Raw genomic sequence first — 16,740 nt, forward strand, 5'->3', positions numbered from 1 at the left:
TGCAGAAGATGTCGGCCTTGTCGGCGACGTCTTCCATGGTCTGGACCTCATAGCCCTCCATGGCGGCCTGAAGGGCGCAGATCGGGTCGATCTCGGTGACGATCACGCGGGCGCCGCCATTGCGGAGCGACGCGGCCGAGCCCTTGCCCACGTCGCCGTAGCCTAGGACCACCGAGACCTTGCCCGCCAGCATCACGTCGGTTCCCCGGCGGATGGCGTCGACCAGGCTTTCGCGGCAGCCGTAGAGGTTGTCGAACTTGGACTTGGTGACGCTGTCGTTGACGTTGATGGCCGGGAACGGCAGCTCGCCCCTCCGCGCCATCTCATAGAGGCGGTGCACGCCGGTGGTGGTCTCTTCCGACACGCCCTGGATGGCGTCGCGGATGGCCGAGTAGAAGCCAGGCTTCTCCTGGAGGTAGCGCTTCATGACGGCGAAGAGGGCTTCCTCTTCCTCGTTCTGCGGGTTGTTCAGCACCGAGGGGTCCTGCTCGGCCTTGGGGCCCAGCACGCACAGCAGGGTGGCGTCGCCGCCGTCGTCGAGGATCAGGTTCGGATAGCCGCCGTCGGCCCATTCGAAGATGCGGTGGGCGTACTCCCAGTACTCGTAGAGCGTCTCGCCCTTGACCGCGAAGACCGGCGTGCCCTTAGCGGCGATGGCCGCCGCAGCGTGGTCCTGGGTCGAGAAGATGTTGCACGAGGCCCAGCGGACTTCGGCGCCCAGGGCTTCCAGCGTCTGGATCAGCACCGCCGTCTGGATGGTCATGTGCAGCGAGCCGGCGATCCGCGCGCCCTTGAGCGGCTGGGCCGCGCCGTACTCCTCGCGCACGGCCATCAGGCCGGGCATTTCGGTCTCGGCGATGGCGATTTCCTTGTCGCCCCAGCCGGAAAGCGAGATGTCCTTGACGACGTAATCGGTCACGAGTGGCTCCTGAGGGCGCGAAATGGGGACGCGCGCCTATAGCCGCCCCCGAGCCAAGGGGCAACCATCATATAAGGATATCTTTATATCCGTTCCGTCTCAGAGCCCTGCAAGGCGGTCGGCGCAGGCCTGGCGCCCCGCGCCGGACAGGCCAGGGCCGGGCAACAGCCTCTGGCCGTCGCTGGCCTCGGCCACGATCACGCAGTCGCCGAACAGGTCGGGCGGCAGGCGGATCAGCTCGCCGCGCCCGATGTGGGCCTCCAGCTCCGGCTCCAGCTCGCCGCCGCCGAGGTCCCGATAGGCGCGGACGAGCCGCTCCGGCGCGGAGCCCCGGCCCTCTCGGATGGCGAGGATGGCGTCATCGAGGTCGCGCGTCCCGCCCGAGGCGTTGCGAAGCCGCGCGTCCCACATCAGCGCCAGCAGCAGGCCCCGCTCATAGGGCGCGCCGGCCGCCTGCCGGTCGCTGAAGAAGGCGCGGGCCAGCACCGCACCGCCGACCCCGCGCGTCGGCGTCGAGGCGTGCCGGGCCAGTATGCGGTTCAGCTCGCCGAGGTGCTCTTCGGGCGTGGACAGTCCCAGCCGAAGTTCGGTCCTCAGCGCATAGAAGTCGGTGAAGCCCTCGGAGAACCAGAAGTCCATCGCCTCCGCCGGCCCGCGCGCCAGGCCGCCGACCCGGTCGGGCAGCCAGGCGTGCTGCTGCTCGTGGACAATCACGTGGTCGGTCTCGTCCAGGACCTGATCCGGCGTCAGCCACACCGCCAGGCCGTCGCCCAGTCCCAGGCCGGACTGCACGCCCGCGCCGGCCGGGCCATCGAGCGGCGTCAGGGCCAGCAGATAGGTCTGGCCGGCGTCGCCCCAGAAGTCCGACGAGCTCTGCACCACCGAGGCGTATCGCGCAGCCAGCTCTTCTGCAGAGAAGCGCCAGTCGCCGTGCACGGCCACGCGGGCCTGCCCGCCCGCGACGGGCGTGGAGACCACCCGCATTCCCGCCCCGCCGACGAGGACGCTGTCGCCCAGGTCGCGGAAGCTCATCCGGGCGCCGGCCGCGTGATCCAGATCCGACGCCAGCGCCCAGCCGTCCGGCGCGTCGCCCCAGCCGAACCGAACCGCCGCGTCATCCCGCCCTTCGATCCGGGCGAAGACCGTCCAGCCCACCAGGGTGAACCAGTCGGCGGTCACGGTCGGGCGGTAAGGCCGCTCGATCCCGGCGCGCTGCGGCCCGATCCAGTCCGGCGCGACGACATAGGACAGGCGGACATCCGCGCCGCGCGCGTGGCGCAGGGTCAGGCGCGCGCCGTCACGGCGCACCTCCGCCCCCTCGGCCCGGACGTCGATGATGTCACGACCGAGCCCCGCCGCGCCGGACCAGGCCTCGGGCAGGCGCACCTCGGTGCGGCCGTCGCGGTCGCCCACGAAGGCCAGGCTGATCTCGACGCCGCGCAGTCCTGAAGCTTCGACGATCGGGGTGACGACGTAGTCGACCGACGGTTCAGTCCGCGTCTGGGCGGCCGGCGTTCCCGCCACGCCAGCACCTATCGCGAACGCTCCAGCCATCACTGCCAGGCTGATTGCCCTGAACACCTCTCGCCCCTCCCGACGGGGATATCAGGCGGAGGATTACACGGGGAGCCGCCGCTTGGCAGGCGCCGGAATGTCGCGGCGGATCAGAGCTTTGCCGTAAGGCCTCAGTCCATGCGCGCCATGTCGATGACGAAGCGGTAGCGGACGTCGGACTTCAGCATCCGCTCATAGGCCTCGTTGATCTGGCTCGGGGCGATGGTCTCGATATCGCAAGCGATGCCGTGCTCGGCGCAGAAATCCAGCATCTCCTGGGTTTCGCGGATGCCGCCGATCAGCGAGCCGGCGATGGACCGGCGCCGCCAAAGCAGCGACAGGGCGTAGACCGGCATGCCCTCGGTCGACAGGCCGAGCATCACCATGGTCCCGTCGCGGGCGAGCAGGCCGGTGTGGGTGGCGATCTCGCTGGTGGCCGAGACGGTGTTGATGATCAGGTCGAAGCTCTCGGCGGCCGCCCGCATGCCCGCGGCGTCGGAGTTGATGAGGAAATGCCTGGCGCCCATGCGCTCGGCGTCGGCCTTCTTGCGGTCCGAGGTGGACAGGACCGTGACCTCGGCGCCCATGGCGGCGGCCAGCTTGACGGCCATATGGCCGAGCCCGCCCAGGCCGACGACCAGCACCTTCTTGCCCGGCCCGACACCCCAGTGCCTAAGCGGCGAATAGGTGGTGATCCCGGCGCACAGCAGCGGCGCGGCCGCGTCGAGCGGCAGGGCGTCGGGGATCGACAGCACATAGTTCTGATCCACCACGATCCGGTCGGAATAGCCGCCCTGGGTGATGACCTGGCCGACCTCGGCGCCCTTGGGGTCGTTCGACCCATAGGTCTGGGTCATTCCGGGGACGCAGTACTGCTCCTCGCCCTCGCGGCACGACGGGCAGGTGCGACAGCTGTCGACCATGCAGCCGACGCCGACACGGTCGCCGACCTTGAAGCGGCTGACGTTCGACCCCACGGCCGTGACCACGCCCGCGATCTCGTGGCCCGGCACGATCGGATAGCGTGTCGAGCCCAGGTCGTTCTTCACCACGTGAAGGTCGGAGTGGCAGATGCCCGCGAACTTGATCTCGATGGCCACGTCGTCCGGCCCCGGATCGCGCCGGTCGAAGCGATAGGGCGACAGCGGCTGATCGGCGGCGGTCGCGGCGTAGGCGCGGGTGGCGATGGGCATTTGGGGAGGCCTCCAGGGAGCGAGCTGCTCAGCTAGGCATGCGCCCGGCCGGGCTCAAGGGAAAGCCTACTTCAGCCGCTCGATCAGGGCGACTGCGGCCGAGGGGTTCCTCACCTTCGCCCCCGAGATGAAGTAGGCGTAGACGTCCCCCCGTTCCGCCCAGCGGCGTGCGCGGTCGGCGATGGCGTCGAGTTCAGCCGAGGTCATTCCGGCGGGCTCGTCCTCGCGGCTGGACATCAGGCGCGCATAGGTGAAGTCCGCGGTCGGCTGGTCGATGCGCGGCCATTCCGGCGCCTCGTCGTCCTCGGCATAGACGATGGCGCAGCCGTACTTGGCCGCGAGGTCGTAGAACTCCTGGCAGTCGAAGCTGGCGTTGCGGACCTCGAGCGCGTGGCGGAGTCTGAGCCCGTCCTTCTCGCGGGGAAGCAGCTTCAGGAAGCCCTCGAAGTCCTCGGCGTCGAATTTCTTGGTGGCCATGAACTGCCAGTTGATCGGCCCGAGCTTGGGACCCAGCAGGGTCAGGCCCTGGTTCAGGAAGATCTCCATCGAGGCCGCGCCGTCAGACAGGACCCTGCGATTGGTGGTGAACCGGCTGGCCTTGACCGAGAAGACGAAGCCGTCCGGCGTCTCGTCGCGCCACTTCATCCAGCTGTCGGGCTTGAAGCTGGAATAATAGGTGCCGTTGATCTCGATGGAGGTGAGCGCGCGCGAGGCGAACTCCAGCTCCTTCTTCTGGGTCAGGCCCTGCGGATAGAAGACCCCGCGCCACGGCTCATAGGTCCAGCCGCCGACGCCGACGCGGATGGGGTGGGTCATGGTTGGTCTCCGGAGGATTCGCCGACTGGATCGCCATGCCAGTCTTCGCTGGCGTGGCGAATGCGCAAGACGTGCACGCTGTCGTTCTCCGTCGCATAGACGACGATGTGCGAGCCATAGGGCAGCACGCGCACGGGCCTGCTCAGATCGGAGCGCTCCTGGGCGAGCCGTGGAAAGTCGGCCAGGCGGGCCATCGCGGCCTTCAGGCCAGCCGAATAGCGGTCCGCCGCCTGGAGACCGAAGGTCAGGATCCCGTACAGCTAAATACCGAGGATGTCGGCCGTCGCCGCCTCGGAAACGACCAGACGCGCCACTTAGGCGGCCCGAGACCCGGCACGAGAGATCGCTTCCTTCCGCATATCCGCAAAAATCTCGTGCAGAGACTTCTCGCTGACCCCCGATGCATAGGCCTCGTCGATCAGCCGCTGCATGTTGGCGATCTTCTCGGCTCGGATCTGCTCGCGGCGGATCAGGTCGCGCACCACGTCGGAAGAGTTGGCGTAGCGGCCGTCCCGGGTCTGGTCCTCGACCCACTTCTTCATCTGGTCGGGCAGGGAAATGTTCATCGTGGCCATGGAGCGAGGGTCAGCTGTATGACAATCTTTGTCAAGGACGCCTCGACCCTCATGAGTTAGGGGTCGGCCGACAAGGAGGAGCCTATGCATCGCGGATCGTGCCTGTGCGGCGCCGTAGGTTTCGAGGTCGAGGGCGACCTGCCGGGACCGGACGCCTGCCATTGTTCGCAGTGCCGGCGGTGGTCAGGCCACGTCTGGGCCTCGACCGATGTCCCGCGCGAGCGCTTCCGCCTGACCGGCGAGGATCAGGTCCGGTGGTTCCAGTCGTCGGAGAAGGTGCGGCGCGGCTTCTGCGCGATCTGCGGTTCGGTGCTGTTCTGGGACGTGCCGGGCCGCAGCCGCATCGCGGTGGCCATGGGCGCCTTCGAAAGTCCCACCGGCACGCGGCTGGAGAAGCATATCTTCACCGCCGACAAGGGCGACTACTACGAGATCGCCGGGGACGCGCCGCAGGAGCCGACGCCGCCATGACCGACCGAAAGCCCACAAGCCTGGGTCAGCGCCGCCGCGAGGCGGATGAGCGCGTGCGTCGAAAGAATCTCGAGGATCGCGGCATGGACAATGTCGTGCCGCTGCGTCGGCCCAAGCCGGCCCGGCCGCCGACGAAGATTCCCGCCTTGCCCCGCTGGGCGACGCATCCGCTGGCGCTGTGGGCGGCGATCGTGGCCGTGCTGATCGTCTGGTACCTGCTGCGCGGCCTGTTCTAGCGCCGCTAGTAGGCAAACTCCGCATAGAGGCGGCTGACGTCGCCCTCCCAGCGGCCGTGGTAGAGCTCCAGCAGCCGCTCGGCCGGGGTGATCCCGCTGTCGGCGATCTCCTCCAGCTCGGCCAGGTGGCCGCGCTCGTCCACCATGCCGCCCGACAGGCGGTTGCGGGACTTCAGGCCCTCCCGGGCGATCGCCACCAGATCGCGCGCCACGTCCTGGACGCTGCGGCCGGCGACCTCGGCCTTCAGGCCCAGCCGGGTCACGTCGCGGCGCAGGCGTTCGTGGTCCTCGACATCCCAGTGCTTGACCAGGTCCCAGGCGGCGTGGAGCGCGGCCTCGTCATAGAGCACGCCGGCCCACAGCGCCGGCAGGGCGCAGATCCGCGTCCAGGGCCCGCCGTCGGCGCCCCGCATCTCCAGATAGGTCTTGAGCCGGACCTCGGGGAACAGGGTGGTCAGGTGATCGCCCCAGTCCTTCAGCGTGGGAAGCTCGCCCGGCAGGGCCGGCAGCCGGCCTTCGAGGAAGTCGCGGAACGACTGGCCCGCCGCATCGATGTAGCGGCCGTCGCGCTTGACGAAATACATCGGCGTGTCGAGCGCATAGTCGGCGTAGGCCTCGAAGCCGAACCCGTCCTGGAAGACGAAGTCCAGCATGCCCGTCCGGTCCGGATCCGTGTCGGTCCAGACGTTGGCCCGCGCGGTCAGGAAACCGTTGGGCCGGCCTTCGGTGAAGGGCGAGTTCGCGAACAGGGCGGTCGCAATCGGCTGCAGCGCCAGCGAGGTCCGGAACTTCAGGACCATGTCGGCCTCGGAGCTGAAGTCCAGGTTCGCCTGGATGGTGCAGGTCCTCAGCATCATGTCGAGGCCGAGGGAGCCGACCTTGGGCATGTAGGCCCGCATGATGTCGTAGCGGCCCTTGGGCATGACCGGGATGTCGGCGCGGGACCACAGCGGGTCGAAGCCGACGCCGAGGAAGCCCAGGCCCAGCTCGTCGGCGACCGTCTTGACCTCCATGAGGTGCCGGCCGGTCTCGTCGCAGATCTGGTGCAGGTCCTGGAGCGGCGCGCCGGACAGTTCGAACTGGCCGCCGGGCTCAAGGCTGACCGAGGCGCCGCCGCGTTCGAGCGCGATCAGGTTTCCGCCCTCCTCGACCGGCGACCAGCCGAAGCGCTGCAGGCCCGTCAGCATGGCATGGATGCCGGCCGGCTCGTCGTAGGAGGGACGGCGCAGGTCGGCCTTCACGAAGCCGAACTTCTCGTGCTCGGCCCCGATGCGCCACTGGTCCTTGGGCTTGCAGCCCTTGGCCAGCACGGCGGTCAGGTCTTCGATCGTGAGGGGACGCTCCCCGGCTCCGGTGTCGGCCATCGGCGTCGTCATCCTCTCCAGCCCGGCGGGTAGATGGGAGAAGCCGGGCGCGGACTCAAGGGGCCCAGTCGCCGAGCGCGGCCTGCCATAGCGTCAGGGCCGAGATGGCGGCGGTGTCGGCCCTCAGGATGCGCGGGCCCAGCCCCACGGGCGTCACGAAATCCAGGCCCCTCAGCCGCTCGCGCTCCTCGGGCGCGAAGCCGCCTTCCGGACCGATCAGGACAGACCAGGCGGCGGCCTCCCGCGGCAGAGCCTCCAGCGCCGGCCGCACATCGCCGCCCTCGTCGCAGAACATCAGGCGCCGCCCCTCGGGCCAGGCGTCGAGGATGCGGTCGAGCTTCTCGGGCGCGACGATATCAGGCACGTCCAGCCGGCCGGTCTGCTCCGAGGCCTCGATCGCGATGGTTTGCAGCCGGTCCACGCGGGTGTGATCGGCCTGCGTCCGCCGCGTGATCGCCAGCCGCACGCGGCGGCAACCGAGCTCGGCCGCCTTCTCTACGATGGTCTCCAGCCGCGCCCGCTTCACCAGGGCCACGACCAGCTCCAGGTCCGGCGTGCCGGCCTGCTTCCGCGTCTGCTCCACGGCCTCCAGCACGCAGCCACGCTTGGAGACTTCGGCCAGCCGCGCCCGCCATTCGCCGTCGCGACCGTTGAACATCAGCACCTCGTCGCCGACGCCCTGGCGCATCACGCCGGTGAGGTACCGGGCCTGATCGGGCGACGGCTCCAGGCGCGCGCCGCCCGACAGCGGCTGATCGAGAAACAGGCGGATCATCGCCCCAGATAGCGCCAACCGAGCCGTGGCGAAAACCGGGAAGACAGATGCGCGCCGCCCGCTACAAGGAAGCATGGCCGCAGAAACCCTCACCACGCTTCAGGCCCGCCGCATCGCGCTCTTGGCGCAGGGCTTCGGCGACCGGCGCCCGGCCGCGCCGGGCCGGTCCCACCTGATGCGGGTGTTCGACCGGGTCGGGCTGTTCCAGATCGACTCGGTGAACGTGCTGGCGCGCTCTCACTATCTGCCGCCCTTCGCGCGGCTGGGCGCCTACGGCCAGGCCGACCTCGAAGGCTTGGCCTGGGGCCCCCGCAAGCGGCTGTTCGAATACTGGGGCCACGAGGCCTCGCTGATCCCGCTGGAGCTGCATCCCCTGTTCCGCTGGCGCATGGCGCGCGCCGAGGCCGGGGTCGGCATCTATTCGGGACTGGCCCGGTTCGGGCGGGAGAAGCGGGCCTTCGTCGAGCACGTCCTGGACGAGATCGCCCGGCGCGGCCCGATGTCCGCGGGCGAGCTGGAGGCCGGCGAGAAGGGCGCCGGCGGCTGGTGGGGCTGGTCGGACTCCAAGCGGGCGCTGGAGTGGCTGTTCTGGGCCGGCCTGGTCACCACCAAGACGCGCAGGGGCTTCGAGCGGCTCTACGACCTGCCCGAGCGCGCCCTGCCGTCTTCGGTGGTCGGACTGCCGACGCCGTCGGTGGAGGAGGCCCAGCGCGGCCTCGTCGCCATCGCGGCCCGCGCCATGGGCGTGGCGACCGAGACGGACCTGCGCGACTACTTCCGCATGGACCCCGCCGAGACGCGCGCTCGGATCGCCGAATTGACCGAAGAAGGTGTGCTGATCCCGGTCGAGGTGAAGGGCTGGGGACGCCCGGCCTGGCGCCATGCGGATGCCCCGAAGCCGCGCAAGGTCGCGGCCAGCGCCCTGCTGTCGCCCTTCGACTCCCTGGTTTGGCGGCGCGAGCGGGCCGAGCGGCTGTTCGGCTTCCGGTACCGGATCGAAATCTACGTCCCGGCCGAGAAGCGGCTGTTCGGCTACTACGTCCTGCCCTTCCTGCAGGACGAGCGGCTGACCGCGCGCGTCGACCTCAAGGCCGACCGTCAGGCGGGCGTGCTGCGCGTCCAGGCCAGCCACACCGAGGACCACGCCCGGCCCGAGGCGGTCGCCCCGGTCCTCGCGGCCAACCTGCGCGAGATGGCGGCCTGGCTGGGCCTGTCGGATGTAGCCGTGCGCAGCTCGGGTGGGCTGGACCGCGCGCTCAAGGCCGAGCTGGGCCGCTCTTGACTCCCATGCCGATCAGGCGTCGGCTGCTCACGAAGGAGATCGGGCGTGAAGCTGGAGATCGAACAGGAAGACGATGGTCGCTGGCTCGCCGAGGCGGGTGATCTTCCCGGCGTGATGGCCTACGGCGCCACCCGCGACGAGGCTGTCCGCAAGGTCGAGGCCCTGGTCCTGCGCGTGCTCGCCGATCGCCTTGAGCACGGCGAGCGGGCGCCGGAAGTCGATCGGCTGTTCGCGGCTTGAGCGTCTGGCCATCGGTGCGGGCGCGGCGGCTTCTCGCCGCCCTCGAAGCGATCGGCTGGAGCGAGAAGCGGCGGACGGGCTCGCACCGAGTGCTGGAGCGGCAGGGCTGGCCCGATTACGTCTTCGCCTTTCACGACGCCGAGGAGATCGGTCCCCGCATGCTGGCCAGGGTCGCCAAGCACACCGGCCTGACGCCGCGCGACCTTTGAGGTAGTCGCTCGTCATGGAGTCCGCCCCGCTTCCCGACGCGCGCCCGCTGAACTGGGTCGACCGGCATGCGCCCGAGGCGCTGAAGCCGTGGCTGAAGCTCGGCCGCTTCGACCGCCCGATCGGCATCTGGCTGCTGCTCATCCCCTGCTGGCAGGGAATCGCCCTGGCCCTGGCCCAGTACCGCAAGGCGCCTGGCCCGTACGAACTGTGGCTGGTCACGGCCTTCGCGCTCGGCGCGGTGCTGATGCGCGCGGCCGGCTGCGCCTTCAACGACGTGGTCGACCGCGACATCGACCGGAGGGTCGCCCGCACCGCGGACCGGCCAGTGGCGTCGGGCCGGATCTCCGTGAAACAGGCCCTGGCCTTCATAGCCGCCTGCTGCCTGATCAGCCTGGCGATCCTGCTGACCCTGCCGGTCGCCGCCATCTGGCTGGGGGTGGCCTCGCTGGCCCTGGTCGCGGCCTATCCCTTCATGAAGCGCATCACCTGGTGGCCCCAGGCCTGGCTGGGACTCACGTTCAACTGGGGCGCGCTGATGGGCTTCGCGGCGGCCCTGCCGTTGGCGGCCGCCGTGCTCCTGCCGCCGGAGCTGAGGGCCGAGTATCGGCCCTTCTGGTGGGACGCGCCCGCGGCCACGGGGACGGTGGCCCTGCACGCCGGGGTCTATCTGCCGGCCCTCCTCCTCTACCTCGGCGGGGTGTTCTGGACGCTCGGCTACGACACCATCTACGCCCTGCAGGATATCGAGGACGACGCCATGGTCGGGGTGAAGTCCTCGGCCCGTCGGCTCGGGCGCGGCGTGAAGACGGGCGTGACGGTCTTTTACGGCTTGGCAGTGCTGATGGCGGCCATCGCGGGGGCGTCCGCGAGCCTCGGCCCCGTGTTCGTCCTCGGCCTGCTCGCCTACGCCGCCCATCTCGCCTGGCAGGTCTCGCGGCTGCGGCCCGATGGCCCGGCGCTGGCCCTTGCCCTGTTCAAGTCGAACCGCGAGGCTGGTCTGATCCTTCTGGCCGCCATCGCGCTCGGAGCCGTCCATCCATGGAGCTGACCATGAGAGCCGCCCTTCTCGCCGCCTGCGCCGTCCTGACGCTCGCCGCCTGCCAGCGCCGCGAGGAGGCCCCGCCGTCCGCGCCCGAGGCCCAGCCCAAGGCCGAGGTCACGCCCGCCGACCAGGCCGCGCCCCTGACCTATGCGCGCGACACGGAGTACGCCGAGGTCAGCCTGACCCTGCCGCAGGGGATCGCCCGGTATCGCGACCTGCACGCCAGCCTCTACGGCGATGCGGTCGCCAACCTTCGGGAGTTCCTCGACGGCGCCCAGGCGGACCGAACCGAATACGGTGGCGACCAGGGCCTGCCGCCCTACAATCGCACCGTCGACTGGCGTGTGGCCGCCGAGACCGGCAAGCTGTTCAGCCTGGCCGCCCAGACCTCGGAATACACGGGCGGCGCCCACGGCATGACCACCTTCACCGCCCTGCTGTGGGACAAGGCTCTGGATCGCCGCATCGAGGCCTCGGCCCTGTTCCGGCGTGGCGCCGACATGGCGGTGCTGGACCGGGCCCTGTGCGACGCCGTCAACGCCGCCCGCGCCGCCCGCACGGGCGAGCCCTCAAACCTGACGCTCGGCGGCGGCGAGGATCAGATGTGGTCCTGCCCGCGCGCCATGGAGACGATCTTCGCGCTCGCGCCGTCGGCCACGGCCGGCAAGGCGGGCGGACTGGAGTTCCTGATCAATCCCTATGACGTCGGGCCCTACGCCGAGGGGACCTATCAGATCGTGGTGCCCCAGTCGGCCTTCCGCGCCCTGCTGGCGCCCGCCTACGCCGACGAGTTCGCCGGCGCGCCGGCCCGCGTCGGCGACGTGACCCCGCGCGAGCCCGTGACCCCGTCCTGAGAAGGGGCTAAAGCCTCGCGCCATGACCGGCCCGACCGACACCTCGACCTTCGGATTCCGCGACGTCGACGCGCGCGAGAAGGTGCGCCTGGTGCGTGGGGTCTTCGACAGCGTGGCCGACCGCTACGACCTGATGAACGACCTCATGTCCGGCGGCGTGCACCGGCTGTGGAAGGACATGGCGGCCAACCGGCTGAACCCCCAGCCGGGCGAGGTCATCCTCGACATCGCCGGCGGCACCGGGGACATGGCCCGGCGCTTCTCCAGGATGGCCCGCCGCGCCCTGCAGCGCCGGGGCGGCCCGGACGCCTCGGTCCACGTCATCGACTACAACGCCGAGATGATCGCGGCCGGGGTGCGCAAGGGCTCCGAGCCCGAGATGAGCTGGGCCGTCGGCGACGCCCAGAGCCTGCCGCTGCCGGACGCCTGCGCCGACGCCTATGTGATCTCCTTCGGCATCCGCAACGTGGCGCATGTGCCGACCGCCCTGAAGGAGGCGCGCCGCGTGCTCAAGCCCGGCGGCCGGTTCCTGTGCCTGGAGTTCTCGCGCCCCACCGCATCGGCCGTGCGGGCCGCCTATGACGCCTGGTCGTTCAAGGCGATCCCGAGCATCGGCAAGGCGGTGACCGGCGACCGCGACAGCTACCAGTATCTGGTCGAGAGCATCCGCCGCTTCCCGGACCAGAAGGCCTTCGCCGCCATGATCGCCGAAGCGGGCTTCTCGCGCGTCGGCTTCACCAACTATTCCGGCGGGGTCGCGGCCTTGCACCACGGCTGGGCCGTCTAGCGCATGGCGTCCAGGCCAAGCTCCTATCTGCGGCTGATCGGGGTCGGCTGGGTGCTGGTCCGGCACGACGCGCTGGTCCCGCGCGAGATCCAGCACCTGCTGCCCTGGTGGGGCCGGGCCCTGGCCGGATTCCTTCGCCTGTTCTCGGGGGCCCAGGCCCGCGCGGGACGGCCCGGAGAGCGCTTGGGACGCGCGCTGGAGCGGCTGGGTCCGGTGGCCATCAAGCTCGGCCAGGTGCTGTCGACCCGCGCCGACGTCTTCGGGACCGTCTTCGCCGAGGACCTCAGCCGCCTGAAGGACCGCCTGCCGCCCTTCCCCACCAACCAGGCCCGCGCCGAGATCGCCCGTTCGCTGGGCTTCCCGGTCGAAAGCCTGTTCTCGATTTTCGAAGAGCCAGTCGCCGCCGCCTCCCTGGCACAGGCGCACCCCGCCACTCTGACCGACGGCCGCCGCGTGGCGGTCAAGGTGCTGCGCCCGGGGATCGAGCGCCGAGTCGCCGCCGACATCGACACAATGCTGGCCGCCGCCGAACTGGTTGAGGGCGCCATCCCGCCCGCGCGCCGGCTGGAGCCGCGACTGTTCGTGGTCACCGTCGCCAAGGCGCTGAGGCTCGAGCTCGACATGCGGCTGGAGGCCGCCGCCGCTTCGGAGCTCGGCGAGATCATGGCCCGGTCCGACTACATGGCCGCGCCCGAGGTGGTCTGGGACGGCGTCGGCAAGCGGGTGCTCACCCTAACCTGGGCGGAGGGCATGCCGCTCAGCTCGCCCGAGGCGCTGGACCAGCCGGGGCTCGACCGCGCGTCGCTCGCCGACAAGGTGGTGCGGGCCTTCCTTAGCCAGGCGCTGGACCACGGCGCCTTCCACGCCGACCTGCACGAGGGCAACCTGTTCGTGGCCGCGCCTGATCGGCTGACGGCGGTCGACTTCGGCATCGTCGGCCGGCTGGGCCCGGGCGAGCGACGCTACCTCGCCGAAATCCTCTGGGGCTTCATCACCCGCGACTACGCCCGCATCGCCCAGGTCCACTTCGAGGCCGGTTATGTGCCGCCGGACCATTCGGTCGAGACCTTCGCCCAGGCTTTACGAGCCGTCGGAGAGCCGGTGGTCGGCCGATCGGCCAGTCAGGTCTCCATGGGACGACTGCTCGCCCAGCTGTTCGAGATCACCGCCCTGTTCGACATGCGCCTGCGGCCCGAACTGGTTTTGCTCCAGAAGACCATGGTCACGGTCGAGGGCGTCGCCCGCCGGCTGGAGCCCGATCACGACCTGTGGAACGCGGCCCGCCCGGTGGTCGAGCGCTGGATCCGCGAGGAGCTGGGTCCAAAGGCCCAGGTCCGCGACGGCCTCTCCGAGCTCAAGCGCGCGGTGAAGGGCGTCATCCGCCTGGTCGAGACGCCGCCGCAGCCGCCGGTGGTCATCGAAGCCGAACCTCGCCGCGACGGCGCGACCGTCGTCTTGGCACTGGCGGCCGTCGTGCTGGCCGTAGCGGCCCTCGTCGTCGCGGGCGGCTAGACGGGCGTCTCGCCGGCCCCCTGTTCCTTCACGCCCAGCGCATCGGCCAGGCGCATCTTGGCCGAGCCAGGCCTGAGCGGCTTCTGCTGGTCCGGATGGGGCGCCCAGCCGGTCAGGCTGATGATGTCGAAGGTCGCCGGAATGCGGCCGTCCGGCCCCGCGAACCGTTCGGCGTAGAGTTCCACCATGCGCCCGAGCACCTCGCGCGTCAGAGGCCGCGGCCGCTCGGTCAGCAGGCCCGTCTCCCCCATGGCGCGCAGGTCGGCGATCAGGCGGAAGGGATCGGCGTAGCGGACCGTCACCCGGTCCAGGTCGCTGACCGGAAGGGCGAAGCCGGCTCGTTGCAGCAGCGCCGCCCCGTCGAAGGCGTCGGCGAAGGGTGAGATCCGCGGCCCGGCGCCGCCCGTGACCTCAACCTCCGCCTGGGTCAGGGCCCAGCGCAGCTCGTTCAGGGTCGTCCCGCCGAACAGGGCCCCCAGGAATAGGCCATCGGGCTTCAGGGCGCGCCGGATCTGGGTCAGGGCGCCGGGCAGGTCGTTGGTCCACTGGAGCGAAAGCAGCGACACCGCGAGGTCCAGGCTCTCGTCCGCGAAAGGCAGGGCCTCCTCGTCCAGCACCAGCTCGGCGCCCGAAGAGCGCACCGCATCGGCGCGGATCAGCCGCCCGACCCGTTCGCCCGCGCCTTCGCCCGCAAGCGCCTGAACCAGCAGGTCTCCGGATCCCGACAGGTCGACGCCCAGCGGGAAAGGCCGCATGATCGCCAGCAGGGACTGGACCGCGCTCTCGGCGGCGCGGCGTTTGAGGAAGTCGGCCAGGCCGATTCGGACCGCGCGCTCCAGGCGGCGGCGGCGCAGGGTTCGGTCGAAAAGGCGGGGAGGGGCGCTCATGCCGGACCAAGATGGCGGCTGGCTCGACCGATTGAAACCCGGCCCGCGCGTTCGCGGCTTCACGCGCGGCCTGCTCGACGTGGTCATGCCGCCGGTGACGCTGGACGGCGGGGCCCGGCCGCTGGCGTCTGGCCTGTCGGAGGCCGGCTGGTCCAGGGTGACCTTCCTGGAGGATCCGGTCTGCGACGGCTGCGGCGCGGGCTTCGACTACGACCCGGGCCCGCTGGGCGACGAACGCTGCCTGACGTGCCAGACGAAGCCGCATGTCTTCGCCCGGGCGCGGGCGGCCTGCGTCTATGACGAGGGCTCGCGCGACCTGATCCTGGCCTTCAAGCACGCCGACCGGCTGGAGCATGCGCCCCTGTTCGTGCGCTGGCTGCAGCGGGCCGCCGCGCCCCTGCTGGAAGAGGCCGATGCGGTCGCGCCCGTGCCGCTGCATCCGGTGCGGCTGCTGACCCGTCGCGCCAATCAGGCCGCCGAGATCGCCCGGCCGCTGGCCCGCACGGCGGGCCTCGCCTATCTGCCCGACGCCCTGGTCCGGTCGCGCGCCACGGCCAGCCAGGGCGGCAAGTCGGGCCGCGGCCGGCGGCTGAACGTCAAGGGCGCCTTCGCCGTGCCGCCCGCCCGCGCGAAGGAGGTCAAGGGTCGGCGCATCCTTCTGGTCGATGACGTGCTGACCACCGGCGCCACCGCCGACGCCTGCGCGCGCGCCCTGCTGGCGGCCGGCGCCCGGGCCGTGGACGTGGCCGTGGTGGCCCGGGTGCGTTCTCGCGACTGACGCATTATCTAGGGCCCCAAGTGACTTTCCGGAGTTCCTCCCCCGTGCCCAAGGTCGTCATCTACACCAAGCCGTTCTGCCCCTATTGCTCGCGCGCCGAGGCGCTGCTGCAGAGGAAGGGCGTCGACTACGAGGAGATCGTCGCCTCCATCGATCCCGAGAAGCGCGAGGAGATGCGCCAGCGCTCGGGCCGCATGACCTATCCGCAGATCTTCATCGGCGACCGCCACGTCGGCGGCTGCGACGACCTCCACGAGCTCGAGCGCGCGGGCAAGGTGGACGAACTGCTGGCGGCCTGATGGACCATCTGCGCGTCGCCCGGTTCCAGACCCGCACGCCGGCCGAGCCGGGCCGCGCGCTGGTCGAGCTCGAGCCCCTGGTCCTCCAGGCGGCGGACGGCGGCGCGCAGCTGATCCTCACGCCCGAGGCTACCAACTTCATGGAGCGCGATCCCGCTAAGAAGGCGGCGCTCCTCGGGGACGACGCCTCGGATCCGGTCGTGGCCCGGCTGAAGGCGCTCGCCGCCGAGCGCGGCGTCTGGCTGCTGCTGGGGTCGGCCATCGTGGCCTCGGGACGCGGCGATGATCCGCGCGCGGCCAACCGGTCCATGTTGATCAACCCCCAGGGCGAGGTGGCCGCGGCCTACGACAAGCTGCACGTCTTCGACGTCGACCTGCCGACCGGCGAGCGACACCGCGAGTCCGCGGGCGTCCGCCCGGGCGACGTGGCCGTGGTCGCCGAGACACCCTGGGGCGGGTTCGGCCTGACCGTCTGCTACGACCTGCGCTTTCCGGGGCTCTTCCGGGCGCTGGCGCGCGGCGGGGCGCGGATGATCGCCGTGCCCGCCGCCTTCACCCGCCCGACCGGCGAGGCCCACTGGGAGGTGCTGCTGCGCGCCCGCGCCATCGAGACCGGCTGCTTCATCCTCGCGCCCGCCCAGGGCGGAAGCCACGAGGACGGGCGCCGCACCTGGGGCCGGTCCATGGTCGTCGGGCCGTGGGGCGAGGTCCTGGCCGTGCTCGACCACGACGAGCCGGGCGTGCTGTTCGCCGACCTCGATCTGTCCGCCGTCGACCGGGCCCGCGCCGCCATTCCCCAGCTGGCCCACGAGCGGGAGTTCGCCGGGCCATGATCCGCTACGCCCTGACCTGCGAGCACGACCATCCGTTCGAGGCCTGGTTCGGCTCGTCCGGCGACTATGACGACCAGGCGGCGCGCGGCTTGGTCGAATGCCCCTTCTGCGCC

General features: G+C 70.8%; 22 protein-coding genes. 13 read left to right on the plus strand and 9 right to left on the minus strand.

What is annotated here, in order from left to right; all coding sequences use genetic code 11:
- From Q0M60_RS14235 to Q0M60_RS14260, 6 genes are all read right to left on the minus strand, one after another.
- A partial coding sequence (locus Q0M60_RS14235) for an adenosylhomocysteinase (protein ID WP_296820753.1) occupies positions 1 to 919 on the minus strand: 919 nt, incomplete at its 3' end.
- Positions 920 to 1,018: 99 nt separating this feature from the next.
- Entirely contained in the window at positions 1,019 to 2,443 is a 1,425-nt protein-coding gene (locus tag Q0M60_RS14240) for a hypothetical protein (protein WP_296820755.1), read from the minus strand.
- A gap of 161 nt (positions 2,444 to 2,604) precedes the next feature.
- A complete protein-coding gene (locus Q0M60_RS14245) occupies positions 2,605 to 3,666 on the minus strand; it encodes an NAD(P)-dependent alcohol dehydrogenase (protein WP_296820757.1) in 1,062 nt (353 codons plus the stop codon).
- A gap of 66 nt (positions 3,667 to 3,732) precedes the next feature.
- The gene (locus Q0M60_RS14250; protein ID WP_296820760.1) at positions 3,733 to 4,482 is read right to left on the minus strand and encodes a DUF72 domain-containing protein; all 750 of its coding nucleotides are present in this window, start codon (positions 4,480 to 4,482) and stop codon (positions 3,733 to 3,735) included.
- Positions 4,479 to 4,742 (minus strand): type II toxin-antitoxin system RelE/ParE family toxin, encoded by a 264-nt coding sequence (locus Q0M60_RS14255; RefSeq protein ID WP_366856014.1) that lies wholly within the window; start codon positions 4,740 to 4,742, stop codon positions 4,479 to 4,481. The genes Q0M60_RS14250 and Q0M60_RS14255 overlap by 4 nt, the downstream gene beginning before the upstream one ends.
- Positions 4,743 to 4,796: 54 nt before the next feature.
- Positions 4,797 to 5,057, minus strand: a complete 261-nt coding sequence (locus Q0M60_RS14260) for a type II toxin-antitoxin system ParD family antitoxin (RefSeq protein ID WP_296820762.1) — start codon at positions 5,055 to 5,057, stop codon at positions 4,797 to 4,799.
- Positions 5,058 to 5,141: 84 nt separating this feature from the next.
- On the opposite strand from Q0M60_RS14260, the gene Q0M60_RS14265 reads away from it, so the two are divergent.
- Complete coding sequence (locus Q0M60_RS14265) at positions 5,142 to 5,528, plus strand: GFA family protein (RefSeq protein WP_296820763.1); 387 nt, start codon at positions 5,142 to 5,144, stop codon at positions 5,526 to 5,528.
- The gene (locus tag Q0M60_RS14270) at positions 5,525 to 5,764 is read left to right on the plus strand and encodes a hypothetical protein (RefSeq protein WP_296820765.1); all 240 of its coding nucleotides are present in this window, start codon (positions 5,525 to 5,527) and stop codon (positions 5,762 to 5,764) included. Before Q0M60_RS14265 ends, Q0M60_RS14270 begins: the two co-directional genes overlap by 4 nt.
- Positions 5,765 to 5,769: 5 nt before the next feature.
- Here the strand turns inward: Q0M60_RS14270 and Q0M60_RS14275 are convergent, their stop codons facing one another.
- The gene (locus Q0M60_RS14275) at positions 5,770 to 7,128 is read right to left on the minus strand and encodes a glutamate--cysteine ligase (protein WP_296820766.1); all 1,359 of its coding nucleotides are present in this window, start codon (positions 7,126 to 7,128) and stop codon (positions 5,770 to 5,772) included.
- A 55-nt stretch (positions 7,129 to 7,183) separates the two neighbouring features.
- Entirely contained in the window at positions 7,184 to 7,903 is a 720-nt protein-coding gene (locus Q0M60_RS14280) for a 16S rRNA (uracil(1498)-N(3))-methyltransferase (RefSeq protein WP_296820768.1), read from the minus strand.
- 73 nt (positions 7,904 to 7,976) lie between these two features.
- On the opposite strand from Q0M60_RS14280, the gene Q0M60_RS14285 reads away from it, so the two are divergent.
- Genes Q0M60_RS14285 through ubiB form a run of 7 tightly spaced genes read left to right on the plus strand, consistent with a single transcriptional unit; the run spans position 7,977 to position 13,830 of the window.
- Complete coding sequence (locus tag Q0M60_RS14285; RefSeq protein WP_296820770.1) at positions 7,977 to 9,185, plus strand: winged helix-turn-helix domain-containing protein; 1,209 nt, start codon at positions 7,977 to 7,979, stop codon at positions 9,183 to 9,185.
- 45 nt (positions 9,186 to 9,230) lie between these two features.
- Entirely contained in the window at positions 9,231 to 9,425 is a 195-nt protein-coding gene (locus Q0M60_RS14290) for a type II toxin-antitoxin system HicB family antitoxin (RefSeq protein WP_296820772.1), read from the plus strand.
- A complete protein-coding gene (locus Q0M60_RS14295) occupies positions 9,422 to 9,634 on the plus strand; it encodes a type II toxin-antitoxin system HicA family toxin (protein ID WP_296820773.1) in 213 nt (70 codons plus the stop codon). The genes Q0M60_RS14290 and Q0M60_RS14295 overlap by 4 nt, the downstream gene beginning before the upstream one ends.
- Before the next feature lie 14 nt (positions 9,635 to 9,648).
- Positions 9,649 to 10,683: a UbiA family prenyltransferase gene (locus Q0M60_RS14300; protein ID WP_296820775.1), complete on the plus strand. Its 1,035-nt coding sequence runs from the start codon at positions 9,649 to 9,651 to the stop codon at positions 10,681 to 10,683.
- A 2-nt stretch (positions 10,684 to 10,685) separates the two neighbouring features.
- A complete protein-coding gene (locus Q0M60_RS14305; RefSeq protein ID WP_296820777.1) occupies positions 10,686 to 11,531 on the plus strand; it encodes a DUF3298 and DUF4163 domain-containing protein in 846 nt (281 codons plus the stop codon).
- Between the two features lie 22 nt (positions 11,532 to 11,553).
- Positions 11,554 to 12,318 (plus strand): class I SAM-dependent methyltransferase, encoded by a 765-nt coding sequence (locus tag Q0M60_RS14310; protein WP_296820779.1) that lies wholly within the window; start codon positions 11,554 to 11,556, stop codon positions 12,316 to 12,318.
- A gap of 3 nt (positions 12,319 to 12,321) precedes the next feature.
- Positions 12,322 to 13,830 (plus strand): 2-polyprenylphenol 6-hydroxylase, encoded by a 1,509-nt coding sequence (gene ubiB, locus Q0M60_RS14315; RefSeq protein WP_296820782.1) that lies wholly within the window; start codon positions 12,322 to 12,324, stop codon positions 13,828 to 13,830.
- On the opposite strand, the gene Q0M60_RS14320 is transcribed toward ubiB, so the two are convergent.
- Positions 13,827 to 14,717, minus strand: a complete 891-nt coding sequence (locus tag Q0M60_RS14320) for a methyltransferase domain-containing protein (RefSeq protein WP_296820785.1) — start codon at positions 14,715 to 14,717, stop codon at positions 13,827 to 13,829. The two genes, ubiB and Q0M60_RS14320, sit on opposite strands and share 4 nt — an antisense overlap.
- Between Q0M60_RS14320 and Q0M60_RS14325 the strand changes: the two genes are divergently transcribed.
- The 4 genes from Q0M60_RS14325 to Q0M60_RS14340 form a co-directional block, all read left to right on the plus strand.
- Complete coding sequence (locus tag Q0M60_RS14325) at positions 14,716 to 15,495, plus strand: ComF family protein (RefSeq protein ID WP_296820787.1); 780 nt, start codon at positions 14,716 to 14,718, stop codon at positions 15,493 to 15,495. The genes Q0M60_RS14320 and Q0M60_RS14325 overlap by 2 nt on opposite strands.
- A 44-nt stretch (positions 15,496 to 15,539) precedes the next feature.
- Positions 15,540 to 15,794: a glutaredoxin 3 gene (gene grxC, locus Q0M60_RS14330; protein WP_296820790.1), complete on the plus strand. Its 255-nt coding sequence runs from the start codon at positions 15,540 to 15,542 to the stop codon at positions 15,792 to 15,794.
- The gene (locus Q0M60_RS14335) at positions 15,794 to 16,627 is read left to right on the plus strand and encodes a carbon-nitrogen hydrolase family protein (protein ID WP_296820791.1); all 834 of its coding nucleotides are present in this window, start codon (positions 15,794 to 15,796) and stop codon (positions 16,625 to 16,627) included. Before grxC ends, Q0M60_RS14335 begins: the two co-directional genes overlap by 1 nt.
- Positions 16,624 to 16,740: DUF1178 family protein (locus tag Q0M60_RS14340; protein WP_296820796.1), on the plus strand; the 117-nt coding region annotated here is incomplete at its 3' end. The genes Q0M60_RS14335 and Q0M60_RS14340, both read left to right, overlap by 4 nt.

The organism is Brevundimonas sp., from assembly GCF_024711105.1.
In the GTDB taxonomy this organism is placed as follows: Bacteria; Pseudomonadota; Alphaproteobacteria; order Caulobacterales; family Caulobacteraceae; genus Brevundimonas.